At 42.8% G+C, this 22,508-nt stretch carries 16 protein-coding genes; 15 read left to right on the plus strand and 1 reads right to left on the minus strand.

Annotated features, from left to right (window positions below; translation table 11 throughout):
* The first annotated feature begins 39 nt into the window (after window positions 1–39).
* The 14 genes from ACSBOP_RS10300 (at window position 40) to ACSBOP_RS10365 (ending at window position 17,961) form a co-directional block, all read left to right on the plus strand.
* On the plus strand, window positions 40–687 hold the full coding sequence (locus ACSBOP_RS10300; protein ID WP_442604317.1) for an amino acid ABC transporter permease: 648 nt from the start codon (window positions 40–42) through the stop codon (window positions 685–687).
* A gap of 14 nt (window positions 688–701) precedes the next feature.
* Complete coding sequence (locus ACSBOP_RS10305; protein WP_442604441.1) at window positions 702–1,424, plus strand: amino acid ABC transporter ATP-binding protein; 723 nt, start codon at window positions 702–704, stop codon at window positions 1,422–1,424.
* A gap of 276 nt (window positions 1,425–1,700) precedes the next feature.
* Entirely contained in the window at window positions 1,701–3,125 is a 1,425-nt protein-coding gene (ablA, locus tag ACSBOP_RS10310; protein WP_442604318.1) for a lysine 2,3-aminomutase, read from the plus strand.
* A gap of 189 nt (window positions 3,126–3,314) precedes the next feature.
* Window positions 3,315–5,924 (plus strand): stalk domain-containing protein, encoded by a 2,610-nt coding sequence (locus ACSBOP_RS10315; protein ID WP_442604319.1) that lies wholly within the window; start codon window positions 3,315–3,317, stop codon window positions 5,922–5,924.
* 21 nt (window positions 5,925–5,945) lie between these two features.
* Complete coding sequence (locus ACSBOP_RS10320) at window positions 5,946–6,833, plus strand: GNAT family N-acetyltransferase (protein ID WP_442604320.1); 888 nt, start codon at window positions 5,946–5,948, stop codon at window positions 6,831–6,833.
* 61 nt (window positions 6,834–6,894) lie between these two features.
* A complete protein-coding gene (locus ACSBOP_RS10325; RefSeq protein ID WP_442604321.1) occupies window positions 6,895–7,332 on the plus strand; it encodes a GNAT family N-acetyltransferase in 438 nt (145 codons plus the stop codon).
* Between the two features lie 14 nt (window positions 7,333–7,346).
* Window positions 7,347–8,555, plus strand: a complete 1,209-nt coding sequence (gene lplT / locus ACSBOP_RS10330) for a lysophospholipid transporter LplT (protein ID WP_442604322.1) — start codon at window positions 7,347–7,349, stop codon at window positions 8,553–8,555.
* A gap of 39 nt (window positions 8,556–8,594) precedes the next feature.
* Window positions 8,595–9,050: a HutP family protein gene (locus tag ACSBOP_RS10335; protein ID WP_442604442.1), complete on the plus strand. Its 456-nt coding sequence runs from the start codon at window positions 8,595–8,597 to the stop codon at window positions 9,048–9,050.
* 114 nt (window positions 9,051–9,164) lie between these two features.
* Window positions 9,165–10,709, plus strand: coding sequence for a histidine ammonia-lyase (gene hutH, locus ACSBOP_RS10340; protein ID WP_442600460.1), 1,545 nt, complete (start codon window positions 9,165–9,167; stop codon window positions 10,707–10,709).
* A gap of 14 nt (window positions 10,710–10,723) precedes the next feature.
* Window positions 10,724–11,707 (plus strand): agmatinase family protein, encoded by a 984-nt coding sequence (locus ACSBOP_RS10345; protein WP_442600461.1) that lies wholly within the window; start codon window positions 10,724–10,726, stop codon window positions 11,705–11,707.
* Between the two features lie 28 nt (window positions 11,708–11,735).
* On the plus strand, window positions 11,736–13,400 hold the full coding sequence (gene hutU / locus ACSBOP_RS10350; protein ID WP_442600462.1) for a urocanate hydratase: 1,665 nt from the start codon (window positions 11,736–11,738) through the stop codon (window positions 13,398–13,400).
* 16 nt (window positions 13,401–13,416) lie between these two features.
* Window positions 13,417–14,697, plus strand: a complete 1,281-nt coding sequence (hutI, locus tag ACSBOP_RS10355; protein ID WP_442600463.1) for an imidazolonepropionase — start codon at window positions 13,417–13,419, stop codon at window positions 14,695–14,697.
* Window positions 14,698–14,878: 181 nt separating this feature from the next.
* Complete coding sequence (locus tag ACSBOP_RS10360; protein ID WP_442600464.1) at window positions 14,879–16,435, plus strand: ABC-F family ATP-binding cassette domain-containing protein; 1,557 nt, start codon at window positions 14,879–14,881, stop codon at window positions 16,433–16,435.
* Window positions 16,436–16,707: 272 nt separating this feature from the next.
* Window positions 16,708–17,961, plus strand: coding sequence for an MFS transporter (locus ACSBOP_RS10365; protein WP_442600465.1), 1,254 nt, complete (start codon window positions 16,708–16,710; stop codon window positions 17,959–17,961).
* A gap of 76 nt (window positions 17,962–18,037) precedes the next feature.
* Here ACSBOP_RS10365 and ACSBOP_RS10370 read toward each other — a convergent pair whose 3' ends face one another.
* Entirely contained in the window at window positions 18,038–19,372 is a 1,335-nt protein-coding gene (locus tag ACSBOP_RS10370) for a protoglobin domain-containing protein (RefSeq protein ID WP_442600466.1), read from the minus strand.
* An 835-nt stretch (window positions 19,373–20,207) separates the two neighbouring features.
* Between ACSBOP_RS10370 and ACSBOP_RS10375 the strand changes: the two genes are divergently transcribed.
* A complete protein-coding gene (locus tag ACSBOP_RS10375; RefSeq protein WP_442600467.1) occupies window positions 20,208–22,454 on the plus strand; it encodes an S-layer homology domain-containing protein in 2,247 nt (748 codons plus the stop codon).
* The last annotated feature ends 54 nt before the right edge of the window (window positions 22,455–22,508 follow it).

Here is a 22,508-nt window from a genome sequence, read left to right on the forward strand (position 1 = left end):
TTTTCTTATTCTCGCAGTAAATGGGAGGGGATGCAAGTTATGGACTTTCGTTTTGAAATTATCGTGGATTATATTCCTTTACTGTTAAAAGGCACCCTATTCACAATAGGTATCTCTCTGGTTGCTATACTTCTTGGGTCGATACTTGGACTCGGAATAACATTCGGTCAACTCTCACGCATCTGGATATTGCGCTTACCGATGCATGCTTATATTCATTTTTTTCGTGGAACACCGTTATATGTGCAAATATTAATCGTTCATTTTGGACTCGTACCCTTTTTCATAGGCAGTACAAATCCGATTGTGGCAGCAATTACAGCGCTTACACTGAACTGTGCAGCGTATACGGCTGAGATATATCGGGCTGGTATTCAATCCATCGACAAGGGACAGGTGGAAGCTGCTCATTCACTTGGATTGAGCCATTTTCAAACGATGCGATTTATCATACTTCCACAAGCGATTAGAAGGATGATTCCTGCATTCTGCAATGAGTTTATTGTACTGATCAAGGATTCTTCGTTAGTTGCGGTCATTGCTGCACCAGAGATTATGTACTGGAGTAATGCAATGCGTGGTCAATATTATCGGGTGTGGGAGCCCTACTTAACTGCTGCATTCATCTATCTGATCTTAACCTATTCCTTGAATAAAGTGCTTGTATATATTGAAAGGAAGGTGTAAGGAAAATGCCCCCAATTATACAAGTCCGTGGTTTGACGAAATCATTCCAATCCAGCCCTGTCTTAAATCAGATCAATCTAGAAGTTGCCCAATGCGAGGTTGTTGTAATCATCGGTCCTTCTGGCTCTGGAAAATCGACCATTTTACGATGCTTGAATATGCTTGAAAAGCCAGATCAAGGCGAAATCTATTTTGAAGGAGCTAGCATCATGCATTCCGCCAAAAGTCTAATTAAACTTCGTACGGAAGTCGGGATGGTATTCCAACAATTTAATTTGTTCCAACATATGAAGGTAATAGATAACATCAAGCTTGCTGTTATTCAAGTTCGCAAGTGGTCAAGAGATAAAGCCCATTTGAAAGCTATGGAACTGCTAGAGAAAGTTGGACTAACGGACAAAGCAGATGCATATCCAGCAGCTTTATCTGGTGGCCAAGCTCAGCGTGTGGCAATTGCAAGAGCGCTGGCGATGGAACCAAAGGTGATGCTATTTGATGAGCCTACATCTGCGCTTGATCCAGAGATGATCGGTGAGGTGCTTGGCGTGATGAAACAGCTCGCGAAAGAAGGGATGACGATGATTGTTGTTACACATGAAATGGGCTTCGCCAAAGAGGTAGCGGATCGTGTTCTATTCATCGAGCAAGGCAGCATTGTGGAGGAAGGGACACCTAACGAATTGTTTGATCATCCCAAGCATGCAAGAACGCAGTTATTTTTATCAAAAATATTGTAACGGAACACGTTTACGATGCAAAAATAACTTCAGTGCAAATTTTTTTGCATGCAAAAAAGATAAGACGAGCCAGCAAGTAGCATAATGCAGAGCAGTTAGATTGATTAAATCCAAATACTTAATGTCATTAATTATAAAATAAAGTACGTTGATATCCATATTTTCAGGTGTATTAACTATATTTTTCATCTTTTTAGCAATATTTCATCACATTGGCATCCTTCTTGCTAATAAGTCTGTATAAGCAGAAATTTTTTGATGTTAGGGGAGATGGAAATGCCTGACAATGGACTTCATCACGTACAACAAGCTGGCGGACGCCGCCATTATACGGATATTGAGCTGTGGAAAGATGTGCCGGAAGAGAAATGGAATGATTGGCTATGGCAGTTGACGAATACGATTCAAACGCTCGATGATCTCAAAAAAGTCGTGAATCTCACACCTGATGAAGAAGCTGGCGTGCGGATATCAACGATGACAATCCCGCTTAATATTACACCTTACTATGCCTCACTCATGAACCCTGATGATCCACGCTGCCCGATTCGCAAACAATCCGTCCCGTTATCCGCTGAAATTATGAAGACGCAGTACGATCTCGAAGACCCGCTTCAAGAGGATGATGATTCACCTACACCGGGATTAACGCACCGGTATCCAGATCGCGTGTTATTTCTTGTCACCAATCAATGTTCCATGTATTGCCGCTACTGCACACGGCGTCGATTCTCCGGTCAAGTAGGTATGGGTGTACCGAAGAAACAACTCAATGATGCAATTGCCTATATCCGTAATACACCTGAAATACGTGATGTACTTCTATCTGGCGGAGATGGATTGCTCATTAATGACACGGTATTAGAATATATTTTGAAAAATCTTCGTGAAATTCCTCATGTTGAGATCATCCGAATTGGAACAAGAGCACCTGTCGTTTTTCCGCAGCGGATTACTGAGAATCTCTGTAACATTTTGAAAAAATATCATCCGATTTGGCTCAATACCCACTTTAATCATCCACTTGAAATTACAGAAGAAGCGAAAAAAGCATGTGATATGCTGTCCTATGCTGGGGTTCCATTAGGGAATCAGAGCGTGATTCTGGCAGGGATAAATGACAGTACAGCCATTATGAAGAAGCTCATGCATGAGTTGGTTAAGATTCGTGTCCGGCCTTATTATATCTATCAATGTGATTTGTCAGAGGGAATTGGTCATTTTCGGGCACCTGTATCCAAAGGACTAGAAATCATTGAAAATTTACGTGGTCATACTTCGGGTTATGCTGTTCCAACTTTTGTTGTTGATGCACCTGGAGGTGGAGGGAAAATCGCGCTAACGCCGAATTACCTGATATCTCAAAGTCCAGACAAAGTTGTATTGCGGAACTTTGAAGGCGTTATTACCTCCTACCCTGAACCGAAACACTATGTGCCGGGAATGGCGGATGATTATTTTAACGAAGTCTATGAGGTGCAACAACAGGCAGAATCAATCGGGATTGCTGCGTTGATGAAAGACGAACAATTTACACTTGTGCCCGAAGGCTTGCGACGTATTAATAAGCGAAAGAACTATGAACACACGGAAACCCATAGTTCTCTCAAAGATTTCCGTGAAAAAAGAGATGCCATGAAGATTAAACTGATCCAGGCGAAAGAGAAGAAGGAAGCTTCTGGTGGAATTGAAGGAGAGTAACAAGGTTTCGTTCCATAGATTCGATAGACCGCCATTTGGCGGTTTTTTTATGGATTACTTCTCGTAATATAAGCATCTTTCATGGTCATGAATGCTATCAACCTTATCAAATGGTAGATTTTGTTAGAAGAAAGCGTTATATTTTTAATAGAACGACAAACAAATACAATCGGAGAGGATGTACATGAAATGAAATTGCAGAAGAAGTTATGGGGTGTACTTCTAGCAGTCACCCTCACCTCACAGACCATCAACTTATCACCTGTTGTGCAGGCAGCTGTAGTGCTGAATTCGAATGAAATCTTAACTTCAGGTGCTTTACTCAAAAGTTATACGTGGACCTCTAAACGTGGGAACACGGACGTATCGACGCGTGCGCGAGTGGTAGAAGTGGATCTGACCAACCCTAATGTGAAATTGGATATGATGACTGGAATCGGAGGTCAATACACGTTCAAGCAGTCAGTACTTAACATGGTTAAGGAAAATGAAGCTGTAGCTGGTATTAATGGTGATTTCTTCAATACACAAGCAGAGGGTGTACCGATCGGACCTCAAATCTCGAATGGCCAACTCATGGCGACTACTCCAGATCTTGTTTCTGGCTTATACTCATTTGCCATTTCGAAGGATAATCAGCCGATCGTTGATTTATTTGCATTTAAAGGATCAATCACGGCAAAAGATCACTCTAGTTACCCAATCGGCGGAGTGAACAAGACTTACTATTGGTTCGACGATGGAACGCATAGCCATACAGATGGCATGTTCTTATACACGCATACATGGGCATTGGATTATCGTTCCAATGATGGTGTTTCTGTACCTACTGAAGTCAAAGTACAAAATGGAATTATTAAGCAAATCGAAGTTGATGGTGTAATTAAGGAGGTCGCTCCAGCGGATGGATATATTTTACGAGCAGCAGGTAAATCTGCCGAATATGTAAAAGCTCATCTCAAGGTGGGAGACCCGCTTCAAGTTCAATATGAACTGATTGCACAAGATCCGACCAAGCACTACGACACGAAAAATTTTAAAATGATGGTCGGTGGTCATTCTATCCTAGTTGATGAAGGAAAGGTAACCCCATTCTCACGTACGGAAGCAGAACTTGAAGGATTTCGCTCACGTACAGCGATTGGTTACTCTAAAGATGGGAAGACGGCCTATTTAATTACTTCAGATCGTGCTTCGCAGAGCGATGGAATGAGTTTAACTGAACTTCAAGACTTCATGGTAAATATTGGTGTTTGGAAAGGGATGAATCTGGATGGGGGCGCTTCTACGCAGCTCGTAACGAGACCACTTGGTGAAACGACACCAGTCATTACGAATGTAACGGAATATGGCGGACAACGTGAAGTTGTGAACAGTGTTGGCGTTTTCTCTATGGCTCCCAAAGGAAAACTTAACGGACTCGTCTTACATGGTCCGAAGCAAATCTTCCTTGGCGAGCAAGCTGCATTTTCTGTAAAAGGTTATGATGAGTTCTATAATCCAGTAGCACTTGATGCGAATTCGAACCCCCAACTTAGTGTTACACCTGATATCGGCAAGATCGATGGGATGAAATTTATCCCTAACAAAATCGGTACAGCATCCATCACAGCATCAGTTGGTTTAGGCTCTGTTAAACAAGATGTTAAAGTTGCAGGTCGTGATGACATTGCTTCACTTAACCTTTCAACTACAAATCCTATGCTCAAAGAAGGAGCCACTTACGAATTGAAAGTGACGGCTACAGATCTTCAAGGTCGTAGCAGTATCCTATCACCGGATGCCGTGGAGTGGGAAGTGCTAGGCCATAAATCAGCTAAAGTTGAGAATGGAAAATTGATAGTTAACGACATTAATAATGTAAAAGACATTCGAGTAATTGCCAGGTACGATGGGTTCTCCACGATGCTGACATTGGCTAAATTCCAAGAGTCGCCATGGTATGATCTGGATCAATATGGACTTCTAACCACAAGTGATGTGTATCCAGCCGAAGTGAAAGGGACAATTCGCGTTGTAAAAGATGAGAAGGCGAATAAGAGTCTGCAATTAGATTATGATTTTACAAATGGAACAGGGAATAAAGCGGTATATGCCGAATTTAATGGCAAGGATGGCGCTAAGATTGATGGGACTCCGCAGTTTATGAAAATGAAAGTTTTCGGAGACAACTCAAGAAACTGGGTACGTTCGGAAATCATTGATGGTGATGGCAAGTTGAATCGAATTGATTTTACTAGAAATATGAACTGGACTGGTTGGAAGGAACTTACGGTTAATCTTCAAGATTATAAATTGAAATATCCAATCACCGTCAAAAATATATATGTAACAAGCCCAGCTGAAGGGCAGGATGAACGCGCGCTAAAAGGTACTATTCAATTCGATGATATCTCCTTTATATCCAAAGCAGCAAGCGACACCCAAGCGAAAAAGCAAGTAAAGATGACAATCGGTAAGAACAGCATCACAGTTAATGACAAAGCCGTTAAGCTGGATCAAGCACCCCTGCAATCGAATGATCGCACGATGGTCCCTGTACGCGTTATTACAGAAGCTTTAGGTGGTCAGGTCAAATGGAACGCTAAGGAATCACAAGTAACGATTGAACAAGGTGATAAGCTGCTGGATATGTGGATTAATAGAAAAGACATGATTTTCACAGGAAAGCGAGTAATCTCAGATGCCGCACCACAGCTTATGAAAGGACTTACCATGGTACCATTACGTCAAATTGCTGAAGAGCTCAATTGGCGCGTCACTTGGGATGAGAAGACAAAGACAATTACACTCGAGTAATGCAAATTAAGGGGGATCGGTATGAATATTTCATTTAAGAAGATGAGTGAATTTTCAGTTGAAGCATGCGTGCAATTATGGATCGAAGGTTTTGAAGACTATTTATTACCTATGGCATTGACTGTGGATTCCTTCATCGCAAGAACGGCTAACAACGAGTTATCGATGGAGCATTCAATTGTCATACTTGTTGATGACATTCCTGCCGGTTTTGTGATGAATGGATTTCGTGAGTTAGGTGGAAGGAAGATTGGTTGGAACGGCGGTACAGGTATCTTGAAGCGATATCGTGCACAAGGCATAGGAAGAGCATTAATGCAGCGCAACTTAGAATTGTATCGTGAGCATAAAGTGGAACTTGCAACTTTGGAAGCCTTGAGTCCGAATGAAAAGGCAATTAAGCTTTATAAATATGTTGGATATGAAGTAATTGAAGAAGTTACCTTATTGCAAAATAATGAAGTTATAACATCTACTGCTATAGAGTCATCGGGAGATCACAACTATACTGTTACAAAAGGAATGGGACGTGAAGTTGCAAAAGTCGATTTCCATCTTACTTTACCAACTTGGTCGAATCAGTGGCAGAGCGTAAAAGACGGCGAATCGATTATTGTTCGTGATGGTGAAGAAGTAGTTGGATATGCGCTGTTTAAGCATGTTTATGACAAGGATGGTAATTTAGCGGCAATTCCTCTTTTTCAATGTGAGGCACGACCTCAGCATGTCAACGAACTAGAGATTTATAAACTGCTCCTTCGTGAAGTTTATGGTCCATTGGGCCATGCTTGCCGTCGTAGTACATTTAATCTGCGTAAATCGAATCCTATTCCAATTCAAATATTGAATGAGCTGGGGTTCACGACTTATATTGAGCAAGTGTTTATGACCCGCCCAATGGAAAACTAAGCATTTCATCGTGAATCTGATATAATACTTCAGTTAAATGACAACAAGGAGTGATACAACGATGTTAATCAATATGAAGAATCGAGTCGATGAAGAAGGTATTCAGGAATTGCTGGAGTTTGCACTTGGTCAAGGCGCAGATAAACTTAAAGCCACAGTTGAGGTGTATCGCACGAGTAGGGTTCTTGAACTTTATGGATGTGTGTCAGAAGACCATCTCGTCGGTATTATTGGTTGCGCAGAAAGACCCGATAATCAGCTTGAAATTACGCATCTTGCCGTACATCCCGACAGTAGAGGTGCTGGTTTTGGGCGAGGAATTATACTAGAGCTAATTGAAATTAAGCAGCCTGCTAGTCTCATTGCAGAGACGGATGAAGAAGCAGTTGATTTTTACCGAAGTATTGGCTTTACAATCGTCAGCTTAGGGGAGAAATATCCTGGAGTTGAACGGTTTGAATGCAAGTATGAGGTAGACCAAGAGTCAGATGAAGATTAAGAGGGGTGCCGTACGTGCCAAAACCGTTAACATCCTTAGTGTTCACTCAATTTATTAGTTCTTTTGCAGACAATGTCAATTTCTTTATTATTATCGGCATCATTACAAGACAGGGAGTTATTAATCCAGAGGGCTATGTATTGAATATCCAAATGGGTTTTCTGCTTGCTTATGTTGTGCTCGCTCCCCTTGTGGGTGCTTATGCGGACCGGAATTCCAAATCCAACGTCCTACTTATGGGCAACTTGTTAAAAAGTATCGGGATTGGTATGCTGCTGCTTGGTATTCATCCCATCCTGTGCTATGCCGTGCTTGGAATTGGAGCCGTTGTTTACTCACCTGCTAAATATGGGATTTTAACTGAATTGACGAATTCGGAAAAAGGTTTGCTCCGTGCAAATGCACTTGTTGAAGGGACAACGATTCTCGCAATTTTGCTCGGCACGGTTGCAGGGGGGATTCTGGCAGATATCTCCGATACAGTTGGGGTTGTCACTTGTCTAGTTACGTATGTCATTTCGCTACTGTTTACACTACTCATTCCTCGTATCCCAGGGAACAAGCAACTTCGTTATGGTCGATCTTCGCGTGAATTTTTCACCGATTTTAAAAATCTCGTTCGTAATCGAAAAGCCCGTTTCTCTCTAATTGGGACAGGTGCATTTTGGTTAACCGCATCCGTATTGCGAATTGCACTTATTGCTTGGATTCCGGTTAATTTAGGCATTGAGGATACAACAACACAGTCGATGATGATTGGTGCAACAGCCGTCGGTGTGGTCGTAAGTTCGTTCATCACTTCTCGTATTATTCCGATAGGTAAGCTATATCAATCGTACATATTCGGCTATCTGATGGTCGGATTTGTGATCATCTGTGCATTCATGACAAGTGTGTGGATTTCAGCTGCGCTCTTGTTCCTAATTGGTGTAGCAGGGGGGATTTTCTTAATTCCTCTGAATACGATGTTACAAGAAGTCGGGAAGGATTTGATCGGTTCAGGGAAGACAATTGCGATTCAGAATTTTGTTGAAAATTCCTTGACGGTCTCAGGACTTTTGATCTTTAAAGGTTTAGTCTCTACACAGTTGTCCATTCAGATGTCGGTCGTATTTATCGGAATCATCTTACTAAGTTTTATTATATTTCTAAGCTTCCAGGTTAACAGGATCAAGAAACAAGGTGTTACCGCTACTATTGACACCGAAACTATTCGATTGTAATATCTTGGATGTAGGTAGCAGAAGAAAGCGGTGTCATCCATGCAATTTACGATTCAATTAGATCCGAGTTTGGGTAATCTAGCGATGCTGCTTGCAATGAACCAAGATGAAGAGCATTCTCTTGCATTACTTAATCAAATCTCAGATCTCGGATTCCAAGGTTTACAAGGAAAAGTAGGAGCTATGAATGGGGAAAAGATCGTTGCGTCCATCGAAACAGCTGCTAAGCGTCATAAGATCATAGATAGTGGTCTGTATCGAGAATGTCACGCATTGTATCATGCCATATTAGATGCGCTGCAAGGTGTTACCCGGGGTCAAATTGTATTCGGTGAAGTCCATCGCACAGTCGGTCTGAAATTCTCGATCCTTCGAGGACCAGGCCCAGCCAGAGAAAAGGGCGAATGGATCGCAGTTGCATTATACGGGAATATCGGTGCACCAGCTAAAGGTTTCGAACACGAAGTAAGTGGTTTAGGTATTTTTCATATTTAATGCCCATAGGTAATTAGGTTTCTCAGGGGGCTAAACAGGATTTTCTGTTTAGGCTCCTTTTTGTTTATTTTCAAAGACTCATTATTCTAATATCTGGGAAAAAGAGGTGCGTAAATGGTGATGATCAACTCAGATTTACACGTCGAGATTAACAACGAGGGACTAAATTTAGATGAATTTCGCGCAATAGTTGTAGGGCGCAAACTAGTTGTAATTAGTGAAGAATCCAAGCAAAGAGTGGAGCAATCCCATCGTTACTTACAAGAAGTGTTAGATAGCAAACAAGTTGTGTATGGCGTGAATACCGGATTTGGGCAATTGAGTACAGTTATTCTGCCAGAAGAGCAAAGTGGAAACTTACAGACCAATCTAATACGTAGTCATGCTTGTGCAGTTGGAGAACCGTATTCAGAGGATATTGTACGCGCCATTATGCTTCTACGCTTAGTTTCACTGACCCGTGGCTTCTCGGGTGTAAGACCGATAGTTACCGATACCTTGGCACAGCTGCTCAATCATGGTATTCATCCGGTCATACCACAGCAAGGATCACTCGGAGCAAGTGGAGATCTGGCGCCTTTATCTCACTTAGCACTTGTATTGCTAGGGGAAGGTGAAGCCTATTACCAAGGGGAGCGTATTCCAGGAAGTGAGGCACTGAAGCGTGCTAATATCCAACCCATTAAGTTGAGTGCGAAGGAAGGATTAGCTCTAATCAATGGCACACAAGCGATGACAGCAGTTGGGTTGTTAGCTTATCAGAAGGCAAGGTTTGTTGAAGAAGCTGCGAATGTGGCGGTGTCAATGACGATGCAGGCGCTTGATGGGATCTTAGATCCATTTTCCGAAGAGATTCAGAAGGTTCGTCCTTATCCAGAACAAGCTGAGACTGCGAGGCAAATTCGTCATTTGCTGCGAGGTAGTGGATACATTCATGGTCCGAATCAGGGAAAAGTACAGGATGCCTACTCCATACGTTGTGTACCACAAGTTCACGGTGCATCGATGCGGGCGCTCAATCATGTGGAAGACACACTAAAGATTGAAATGAATGCAGTGACAGACAACCCGATCTTGTTCGCTGAAGAGCGTCATGTGTACTCAGGAGGTAATTTTCACGGTCAGCCCGTTGCGCTTGCGATGGATTATATGAAGATTGCAGTTGCGGAATATGCGAATATTTCGGAGCGTCGTACAGAGCGTCTAGTGAATCCGCAGCTGAGTGGTGGATTGCCACCGTTTCTAACACCAGAAGCTGGAGTGTCGTCTGGTCTTATGATTTTACAATACGTGGCAGCTTCCTTGGTCTCGGAAAATAAAGTGCTTGCGCACCCCGCAAGTGTAGATTCGATTCCATCATCGGGCAACCAAGAAGATCATGTAAGCATGGGGACAACGGCCGCACGTCAAGTGAATCAAATCGTAGATCACGCGGCTCATGTTCTGGCTATTGAATTGATCTGCGCTGCCCAGGCTTTGGAGTGGAAGAACAACTCCAAACTATCTCCAATCACACATAAGGTGAAAGCTTGGATTCGTGAATTTGTACCTGCTTACAAAGCAGATCGTGTGTATTCCCAAGAAATTCAGCAGCTAAGTCAAGAAATTAGCAGTGGACGATTCCATGAAAAGCTAGCAAGCATTTTATCAGCTTCTTAAAAAGGATGGTACGTATGAACAACCAACGTATTGAATTGTTGAACCCACCCGAAATGACGCGCCAATCGAATTGGAAGGATCGTTTTGAAACGAAGGTCGCGCAGTGGTTAACGCCATGGAACGGTGTGGATCATGTTGATTTTGGCTTTATAGGGGTTCCATTGTCTAAGACCTCAATTAGCCCCTCTGCAGCAGCTATGACACCGAATACCTTACGTGAGTTATTTGCGAATGTGACGACTTACAGCATCGATCATGATGTAGATCTGCAAGAATTGTGTGCGCATGACTTAGGTGACATACAGATGCATGTAACTGATCTGCTTCGTTGTCACGCGAATATCGAACAGGGATTAACGAATATATACGAAAAGATGCCGCATCTATTTCCGATCCTTGCAGGTGGCGATCATTCGATCACGTGCCCTTCTGTGAAGGCTTTTAAGAAGCGTTATAAAGGTCCAGTTGGCATCGTACAAATTGATTCTCATATGGATGTTCGTAATTTGGATGATGGAGGACCGACGAATGGTACTCCAATCCGGGGATTACTTGAATCTGGTACGGTAGAAGGTAAGCATATTGCTCAGATAGGTATTCATAGCTTTGCAAATTCGAAGCCTTATCGTGACTATGCAGTTGCACAAGGGATTACTCAGTTCACTGCACGCCAAGTGGCTCATGAAGGCGTTGAGACCCTTGTACAGCAAGCACTTGAAATTGCAGGAAATGGAACAGAAGCGATCTATGTAACAGTTGATATGGATGTACTTGATCAAGCTTTCGCACCTGGCGTACCAGCGATGGTGCCGGGGGCGATGACATCATGGCAGTTAATTGAGGCCGTATTCCTGCTTGGCCAGCATCCGAAGGTTAAGGGGTTTGATATCGTATGTGTCGATCCGCTGCAAGACCCACGCCGAGCGACTGTCCGAATGGCACTACATGTAATCTTAAGCTTCCTCGTTGGATATATGAAACGTGAGAAACGTGTGTAACACGACCATTTTAAAGGAGAGATGAACAATGGAAAACGTGATTAAACGTACGATAGAGGCGCCACGCGGAACGCAGCTTCATACAAAAGGGTGGCAGCAGGAAGCCGTGCTGCGCATGCTAATGAATAATCTGGATCCCAACGTAGCAGAACGTCCAGAAGATTTAGTCGTATATGGGGGGATAGGGAAGGCAGCACGGAACTGGGAATGCTTTGACAAGATTGTAGAGTGTATCCAATTACTTGAAGCTGATGAAACTCTATTGATTCAGTCCGGTAAGCCTGTCGGTATGTTCAAGACGCATTCGATGGCACCACGCGTTCTACTGTCAAATTCTGTGCTTGTTCCGGCTTATGCGAATTGGGAAACTTTCCATGAACTCGATAAAAAAGGTCTCATGATGTACGGTCAGATGACAGCTGGCAGCTGGATCTACATCGGTAGTCAGGGTATTGTACAAGGGACATATGAAACTTTTGCAGAAGCTGCACGTCAGCATTCTGGTGGCACGATGCAGGGAACGCTTACTTTAACAGCAGGACTAGGTGGTATGGGTGGTGCACAGACACTTGCGGTGACGATGAATGGTGGCGTTGTCATTGGGATTGAGATTGATCCCGTACGAATTCAGCGTAGAATCGATACGCGTTACTGCGATGTTATGGTCCGTGATCTAGATGATGCATTGCGTTTGGCACAAGAGGCGAAAGCGGCGGGGAAAGCACTTTCCATTGGACTAGTCGGCAATGCGGCGGAGTTATTACCTGAATTTGTGAAACGCGGTGTGGTACCTGAATTTGTAACCGATCAAACGTCTGCCCACGATCCGCTGAATGGCTATATTCCTACTGGCTATACACTCGATGAGGCAAGCAAGCTGCGTATGAATGATCCGAAGCAATATGTGAAGTTGTCCAAGCAATCAATGGCGATTCACGTTCAAGCTATGCTTGACTTACAAAAAATGGGCTCCGTTGTGTTCGATTACGGTAACAATATTCGTCAAGTTGCGTTCGATGAAGGCGTTGAGAATGCATTTGACTTCCCAGGTTTTGTTCCTGCCTATATCCGTCCGCTATTCTGTGAGGGTAAAGGACCCTTTCGATGGGTTGCGTTGTCTGGAGATCCTGAGGATATTTATAAGACAGATGAACTTGTTAAGAGTATGTTTCCTGAGAACCAGCAGTTGCAGCGCTGGATTGAACTTGCGCAAGAGAAGATTGCATTCCAAGGACTACCTGCACGTATTTGTTGGTTAGGCTATGGTGAACGGGCAAAGCTTGGTCTAGCTATTAATGAAATGGTTCGTAATGGAGAATTATCTGCTCCGATTGTTATTGGACGGGATCATCTCGATTGTGGATCTGTTGCCTCACCGAACCGTGAAACCGAAGCTATGCTCGATGGCAGTGATGTAGTTGGTGACTGGGCAATCTTGAATGCACTATTGAATACTTCATCAGGTGCTAGTTGGGTTTCTGTTCACCATGGCGGTGGCGTAGGGATGGGTTATTCCTTACATGCGGGCATGGTTATTGTTGCAGATGGCTCCCAAGAAGCAGAAGAAAAATTAACTCGTGTGTTAAATACAGATCCTGGAATGGGTATCATCCGCCACGCAGATGCTGGTTATGAACTTGCGATTCAGACGGCGAAGGAACGTGGAGTACGCGTGCCGATGTTAGGGATTTAATTAGGGGTGAGATCTTATGAACGATAACCATATTGATTTACTTGTCTATAACATCGGGACACTTCTGACCTTACAAGGAACAAATCAAGCTCGCAAGGGGCAAGAAATGTCAGAGCTCGGGGCGATTTCGGGCGGTGCAATTGCAATTCAGGATGAGCGCATCTTTGCAATCGGTCAAGAGGCAGATGTTCGTGCCCAGATCCAAGGGATGAAGATCGTACAATCATTGGACGCAAGAGAGCAGCTAGTCACGCCTGGACTTGTTGATCCCCATACGCATCTTGTGCATGGAGGATCACGCGAACATGAACTTTCACTCAAGTTAAAGGGTGCAACCTATATGGAAATTCTGGCTCAAGGTGGAGGGATTCTCAGTACAGTTCGAGCAACAAGAGCAGCATCAGAACAAGATTTGTACGATAAAGCCAGACGAAGCCTCGATGTCATGCTGCAGTATGGGGTTACTACGGCAGAAGCCAAGAGTGGCTATGGGTTGACATTGGAGGACGAGCTTAAGCAGCTTCGTGTCACTCAAAAACTTCATCATGAGCATCCCGTTGATCTAGTATCTACCTTTATGGGGGCACATATGGTGCCAGAGGAATACAAGGGACGATCCGAAGCGTATATACAGCTCATCATTAACGAAATGCTTCCGGCCGTCAAGAAATTGGGTCTGGCAGAGTTTTGTGATGTTTTCTGTGAACATGGGGTGTTCGCAGTGGATGAATCGGAACGTATCCTAACAGCTGCAAAAGCTCTTGGATTTGGTCTTAAAATTCATGCAGATGAAATTGAACCTATGGGTGGAGCAGCACTTGCGGGGAAACTAGGTTGTATATCCGCTGAACATTTGCTTGCCGCTTCCGATGAAGGCTTAAAGGCGATGCAGCAAGCAGGTGTCATCGCTGTGTGCTTGCCTGCGACTTCATTTAACTTGCGATTGAAAAAACATGCAAGAGCACGAACAATGATTGATATGGAACTCCCCGTGGCACTATCAACTGATTACAATCCAGGAAGTTCACCAACGGAATCGATTCAACTTGTGATGACTCTTGCGTGTTTGAACCTTGGCATGACACCTGAGGAAGTGCTTACAGCTGTTACGATTAATGCAGCTCATGCGATTGGAAAGGCCGATGAGATCGGCAGCTTAGAAGTAGGTAAGCTAGCGGATATTGTTATTTATAATGCCAATAACTTAGCTTATTTGCCCTATCACTTTGGCATTAACCACGTAAATACTGTTATTAAACGTGGAAAAATTGTCGTTTCAGATGGTATCAAGGTCTGATGAACAATAAACAAGTACACGAGTCGAGGAAATCTTTCTTGGATTCGGATGCTTGTTTATTGAGGTTTACTTGTCTCATCAGAAGCAAGATTTACAACATAAGTGAAACTCACATTGAATTACATCCCTCTAAACGCTTATAATGAAACGTGAATAATTATATATAGAAAAGGTGTCATTCATGAGCATATTAAATGTAGAAAAATTAAGTCACGGCTTTGGAGATCGTGCGATCTTCAATGACGTGTCCTTTCGCTTGCTAAAAGGCGAGCACATTGGACTCATCGGTGCGAACGGTGAAGGTAAGTCCACTTTTATGAATATCATTACAGGTAAGCTGCAACCGGATGAAGGTAAAGTTGAATGGTCCAAGCGTATGCGCGTTGGATACCTGGATCAACATGCCGTATTAAACAAAGGTATGACGATTCGTGACGTACTTAAGGGTGCTTTCCAGTACCTTTTTGATATGGAACAAGAAATGAACGACATGTATGGCAGAATGGGCGAAGTTACGCCTGAGGAACTTGAGCAGTTGCTTGAAGATGTCGGAACAATTCAAGACACACTTACGAATCAAGACTTTTACATGATTGATGCAAAGATTGAGGAAACAGCACGTGGACTTGGTCTTACAGATATCGGTCTAGATAAAGATGTGAACGATCTGAGCGGCGGGCAACGTACGAAAGTATTGCTTGCGAAATTGTTACTTGAGAAGCCAGACATTCTGCTCCTTGATGAGCCGACGAACTATCTGGATGAAGTGCATATTGAGTGGTTGAAGCGCTACTTACAAACCTACGAAAATGCATTTATTCTGATCTCGCATGATATTCCTTTCTTAAACAGTGTTATTAACTTGATCTATCACATGGAAAATCAAGAACTTAATCGTTATGTGGGGGATTACGATCACTTCCAGAACGTTTATGAGATGCGAAAACAGCAGCTTGAGTCTGCTTATAAGCGTCAACAACAAGAGATTGCTGATTTGAAAGATTTCGTTGCTCGCAACAAAGCGAGTGTGGCTACGCGTAACATGGCGATGTCCAGACAGAAGAAGCTGGATAAGATGGATGTTATTGAGCTTGCAAAAGAAAAACCGAAACCACAGTTCAACTTCAAAGACGCGAGAACGTCTGGTAAATTGATTTTTGAAGCAACAGATCTTGTAATTGGTTATGACGATCCGCTATCTAGACCTCTTGACCTTCGCATGGAGCGTGGACAAAAGATCGCGTTAGTCGGTGCGAATGGTATTGGTAAAACAACACTTTTACGCAGTATCTTAGGGGAAATCCAAGCATTGTCAGGTACAGTTCGCCGAGGTGAGAACCTGGAAATTGGTTATTTTGAACAAGAAATGAAAGATGCGAACTACAACACATGTATCGAAGAAATATGGAAGGAGTTCCCATCCTTCACGCAATTCGAAGTTCGTGCTGCACTTGCGAAATGTGGACTGACAACGAAACATATCGAGAGTAAAATTACCGTTCTAAGTGGTGGGGAAAAGGCGAAAGTTCGCCTTTGCAAACTGATCAACAACGAGACAAACTTACTCGTACTCGATGAGCCGACGAACCACTTGGATGTGGATGCTAAAGATGAGCTAAAGCGTGCGCTAAAAGCTTATAAAGGCAGCATTCTTTTGATCTCTCACGAACCTGAATTCTACCGCGATGTCGTAACAGACACTTGGAATTGTGAGTCCTGGACGACAAAAGTATTCTAAGTAATAGGGAGCCTGTCTAACTCTTATAGTTAGATGGGCTTTTCTTATTTAAAATCTGACTATTTAGACTGATTAAAGCAATGTATAATAGAAGTAATTATATTTGGAGGTGTTTCAATTATGTCTGCAAAGAAAACCGTAATGAAATTTGAAATTCAAAAAGTATTTTTACTCGGTAGACGTTAAGTCTGCAATGAAACGGTTGGTTATAAGTATATCGGGAATTGCATGATGATACGAATCTGCCGTAATTAGAGAGGCGGACCCGATTTATGAAGAAATTACAAGCACCACAGATTTATATGTTCATGGAATTTATCGTATCGCTCGCAAATGCCACGATGTTTACGACTTATATGGTGTATCAGATGATAACAATGGGATTAAACCCACTTCAACTGCTGCTGGTCGGGATGGTATTAGAACTTACAGTTCTAGTGTTTGAAAGTATTACAGGTGTTATTGCAGATATGTATAGCCGTCGATTGTCAGTTATTATTGGGATGTTCGTGCTTGGTTGTGGCTTTATTATGGGAGGCAGCGCCATATGGTTAGGTGAGGCGAATTTGCTGCTATCCGCATTTGGTTGGTTGCTCGTGTCTCAAGTGTTTTTTGGTATTGGCGCTACATTTACGAGTGGAGCAGATACTGCATGGATCGTGGATGAGGTTGGAGAAGAGAATGTCGGTTCTATTTTTCTAAAATCAAAACGCGTTGGACTTATAGGTACATTGCTTGGAATTGGGCTAAGTGTGGGATTATCTACTTTAGGAACGAATTTACCCTATGTAATCGGTGGTATGATGTATTTCGCTCTGGGTATTTTTCTTCTGATCTACATGAAAGAGACGAAATTCGTCAGAGCCGAACGTGATGAACAGTCAGGGTCCCATTGGAGAAGTATGAAAGAAACTTGGGTGTCTGGTGCGAAGGAGATTCGTCGTCATCCAATCCTGTTGATGATCTTAATTGTTACTCTGTTCAGCGGTGCGGCTTCAGAAGGGTATGATCGGTTATGGCAGGCCCATCTGATAGCTGGTGTTGGTTTTCCAGAAGATATCCCTATAAGTACAGCAGTGTGGTTCGGGGTTTTGGCGGTGATATCGACACTGCTCAGTCTGGTCGTGATTGCAGTAGCTGAGAAGAAGATTGATATGAACAGCAAGAGAGTCGCTTTACGAGGTATGATCATATTGACTGTACTTCGAATCAGTGCGATTGTATTACTTGCATTCGCAACGAACTTCGCTTGGGCTTTAGCTGCGGTGCTGCTATTCGAGGTTATAAGAACGTTGAATGGGCCATTTTACGATACATGGCTCAATCAGAACATTCAAAGTAAATCTCGTGCAACGATTCTGTCCATGATGAGCCAGACAGATGCACTCGGCCAAACTGCAGGAGGACCATTTGTGGGCTGGGTCGGTAAAAGGTATTCTTTGCGTGCTTCTTTAGTAACTGCAGCTGTGCTACTTATACCTTTATTGACGGTGTTCGGTCGAGCGAGCAAGCGACAGAATGAATAGAACCTTAATTCCATGAAAAATGCTAACACCCGTTGTCTGTATGGTTGGACGACGGGTGTTTGTTTATGTATTCACATTATAAATCTTGCGTTGTATTGTTTAACTCCTCAGCCGAACTCGCAACCTTAACTGTTGCAGCGCTAACCTCATTAATGATTCTAACTAAAGAATCGATCTCGAGCTCAACTTTATTGATCTCATCGATACCTTTTTCCAGTGACTCTGTAATCTGGCTAAAGACTTCTTTTGAGTGACCGGCTTCCTGTTGACCTAAAGACACAAGAGACTGAACCTCTTCAATGGATTGAACCACTTGCTGAGTGAAAAGATTGGACTGCTCAATTAGCTGGTTAATTTGATACAACGCGCTATTTGAATCTTCTGATAGTTTTTTCACCTCATTGGCGACCACACCAAATCCAGCTCCATGTGCACCTGCTCTAGCCGCTTCGATGGCTGCATTGAGTGAGAGGAGTTTTGTTTGTCCTGCAATTTCTTCAACGATTTTAATAACTTTACGGATTTGTTGAGAGGAATCTTTGAGTTGGATAATGGTTTTCTCCATCAGCTTGGAACTATTATGTATTGCGTAGATACGCATTTCCAATTCATTTATTTTACCTTGCCCAGAAAGAGCAAAATTCTGGGATTCTTTAGATTTATTCGCACTTTGTAAAAAGGATTGGTTCACATAGTTACTTGTCTCGATTAGTTCTAATGTGGAGGTACTTGTTTGCTCAGCTAGAGCAGCAAGCTCTTGACTGATGATGCCTATTTTACTTTTTAACAGCTCCTTGATCTGATCATAATGAGATTCTTTTTCCTGCAAATTCTTTTTCTCATAGGCTTCAAGAACGAGCTGTTGTTCAAAGTTAAGTAATTTTGTTAACGATTTGCTGATAACCATGCTTTCCTGCTGATCACTGATGTAACGAATAATAATACTCAAGAACGTGTTCTGCAAGTTTTGGAATGCGCCCATATACCATTTTGGTTCAAGCCCGATTCGTTGGTGCACATTCGCAATTCGCTGTCTTTTCTCAATAAATTCTGTATCGATCTTTCCTTCGAAAAGTTCGATTAAGTGTAAGCGTAGAGTACCTCTTAAACGCTCTACAGTACTATTAGATGTGATGGTGTGTTTGAGTTCTGGTATTTCAAGAATGGTTGTATAAAAAGAGTTAACGACTTCATCAACATGTTCGACGACAAGGGGTTGGATTGCCTTAAGTATCTTTAAATCTTCTACAGTAAAATCGATCATTTTCATTTGAATATGTATATTCGTATTTTCAAATGACTCAATAAACACTTCTTGCGTTCTGGCTTTTTCTAACCAGCTCAAACTCCCTTGAATCTTGATTCCTACATGTGTAGGCGATTTGAATAAACCAGTTAATAATTTTCCCAACCATGTCACCTCTTAATAGTTCTGAATATTACGTACATTCCGATTATATTCGACAAAATTCTTTTTTAATATTGTTTTTTTAACTTATAAACCGTGGAAATATGTCTTTTGTGTGACATTTTTTTACATTTGTGTCGGTTTTATTTGTGTAAGATAGTGTGATGTAATAATGGGAGGGCATAATCGTTGCCTGACGAGCTGCGTTTAAAAGATGAAGAGCGGAGGTTTTTACCTTAATGAGCAGAGTAATGGTCATATGATTGAGTTTTCTTTTTATAATAGGGTGCAGTTATACAAAGACGACATTGGATGAGGTTCCTAAGAGATTTATTATAAAGGGTCGAGGAGAGCATGAATTACAAATTCAGTTGGATTGGGATGGCAAAGTGATTGATAGAGTTATACTTAAAGCCGTTAAATAAGTGTAAAAAGAATTACGTCCTCTAGATTTACAATTGGTCCTTGTGGATAGTCTTGAAAGTCTTGAAAAGGTGGCATAAAGAGAACGATACTTGTTGATCCCTTCTAAAGAGAAGTATTTGCGGAATCTAGGGCATAGAAGTAACCAGAAAGTTATCGTGTTAATGGAAAAGAATAATAGTTATAAGGGAAGAGGTTATTCACATTTAAACCCGTTCCTTTTTTGTTTGTGGGATAAAAGTATAGTTATACATGAATTTTTTTCTAGAAAGGAACGGCTGGCGTAGATAGTGGTTAAGACCCTATTTTTATACAATGAAAAAACCTATGCCGTAAGCTGTTCCGTTTTGAGAGATTTTTGAGAGTGACATCTAATAGAATTGTCAATGAGCAAAAATCTCCCTAAGGAAGAGTGATGAACCTGAACAGATATTTAGCAAAAGTTTTTCCTGCCATGCTTATCCTATCAACAGCGATAAGTTCCACCTTTACATTGGCTGCAGAAACCAGCCCAAACCAAGTTTTTTCCGATTTGAGTCATATTTCCAAGAAGAAGCAAGATGCGATTGCAAAAGCGGTTCGTCAAGGTCTGATTACAGGCAACTTAGACGGGAAGTTCCGTCCAGACGATGAGCTGACCCGCCAAGAAGTTGCCGTACTATTGACCAACGCACTTCACTTGAAACCCATTGCAAACTCTAACTCGACTTTCCATGATGTATTTTCAGGTGATTGGGGAAGCCCCTATATTGAAGCAGTCCGGCAAGCTGGTTTGATGAACGGCGATGGCAATCGTTTTTTTCATCCCAACAATGTGGTGTCGCGTGAAGAGCTGGCTACCGTATTTGTACGTGCAATTAATGGCGTCGATGACCATGGCGGCAAGCGAGCGTCCCTGCTTGATTCAACAAGTGTAAGTTCTTGGGCTGGGGAAGCCGTAGATACTGCGGTACGCCTTGGCTTATTGAACCTGGCAGATAACAAGTTCGATCCCAAAGGAAAGGTAATGCGCCAAGATATTGCGGATTTCCTGCTTAACATTTTCCAAGTCCAGGAACGTTCTGCTGTGATCACCAAGGTGGATGGCGATATGGTGGTCATCGATGGCACGCCGTACCTCATCGAGGGCAAGCTTAAGCAATTGATTAGCGAAAACAATGGAAAAGCGCTGCAAGGAGCTATTTTGAAGTTCAAATCTGTCAATCGAAATGTAGGTCATCTCTTAGAACTAGAGATTGTACAGAGCGGAGTAACGCTCGATACAGGCAGCTTTGATGGCGCGTTAAGGATTTCCGGCGACAAAGTGACGATTAAAGGCGACACGATCAGTCAGGTCGAATTAGCCAAAGGCGCTTCAAGTGTCGTACTAAATGCCACCGTCAATCAAATCGTAGTGAACACAGATCAGCCCATTTATTTGACAGGAACAGCTGCGGTAGGCGAGCTGAAGGTTAACAACTCAAACGCTAGGATCAATCTCGGACAAACGATTAACGTATCCAGCTTTCAATTACCCGAAAATGTTAAAAAATCACAAGTTATCGAGACTATAGGCCTAGTGAAACAACCTATCCAAAATGATCGTGGAGGATCGAACGAATCATCTTCCCAACCAACACCAACACCGAAACCGAAACCGATCAATCACAATCCAAAAGTCAAAATACAGCCATCCAATCTCACAATGACCTTAGGTGATACAGCGAAGAAGATCGACTTTGCCAATAACTTTGAAGACGAAGAGGGCGATACAATACTCTACTCCGCTAAGGTGAGCAATCCTGCTGTTGCTTCCGTGGTAGTTGCCGGCAGCATCGTTACAGTCACTCCTCTTCAAGCAGGAACTGCCATAATCACCATCACAGCAGACGATGGGCACGGCGGAACGGTGCAAACACAGTTTAACGTGACCATTGAAGAGCAGGCTGCGGTTAACCACCCTCCGAAGGTAGTCAAGACCATCGCGCCGTTGGTAGCAAATGTAGCAGATGGGGCGAAGACTATCAGCCTTGCAGGCGTCTTCTCTGATGCAGACAATGATACCTTGAGCTACTCAGCCGTCTCGTCATTGCCGGGTGTAGCAACGGCTCTCGTCAACGGCAATGATCTCAAAATCACACCAGTCAGTGCAGGTACGACCAAGATCACCGTCACAGCAGACGATGGATATGGCGGAACCGTGCAAACACAGTTCAACGTGACCTTTGAAGTAGGGGTTCCAAAAGGGCTGTTCATTTCAGAATTGGTTTGGGGTCAGAGTGATTCTTTCTTGCAAGCGATCGAACTATATAACCCGACCAGTCAAAATATCGACGCCTCCAAGATTCGCATTGAACGTGCTAATGGGGGTAACCCAATCACACTGGAGAACGGGACGATCTCCAGCGGTGGTATCTTCACTATTGTAGAATCTTTCTATTTCGGAACCGATATCGGTGTTGATTACAACTTAATGATGAATTTTTATGCTGAAGACACTCAACCTGTCACACTCTCGCTCTACTACGACAATAAGCTGATAGATATCGCAGTCTTTTACCCGCATAAATCGGTGGGTCGTGTCTCTGGCACCGTGATCGGATCCACTACTTCGTATGATGCTGCGCAATGGAAAGTCGAGGGGGTTGATTACATCGACGACCTTGGTAAATTCACTCCGTAGGACTGCAAGATAACACATGAGGCTAGAAATCGATAGTAAGCAAAAAATGGTGGC

It is taken from the genome of Paenibacillus sp. KN14-4R, assembly GCF_052180255.1.
Classification (GTDB): domain Bacteria; phylum Bacillota; class Bacilli; order Paenibacillales; family NBRC-103111; genus Paenibacillus_AM.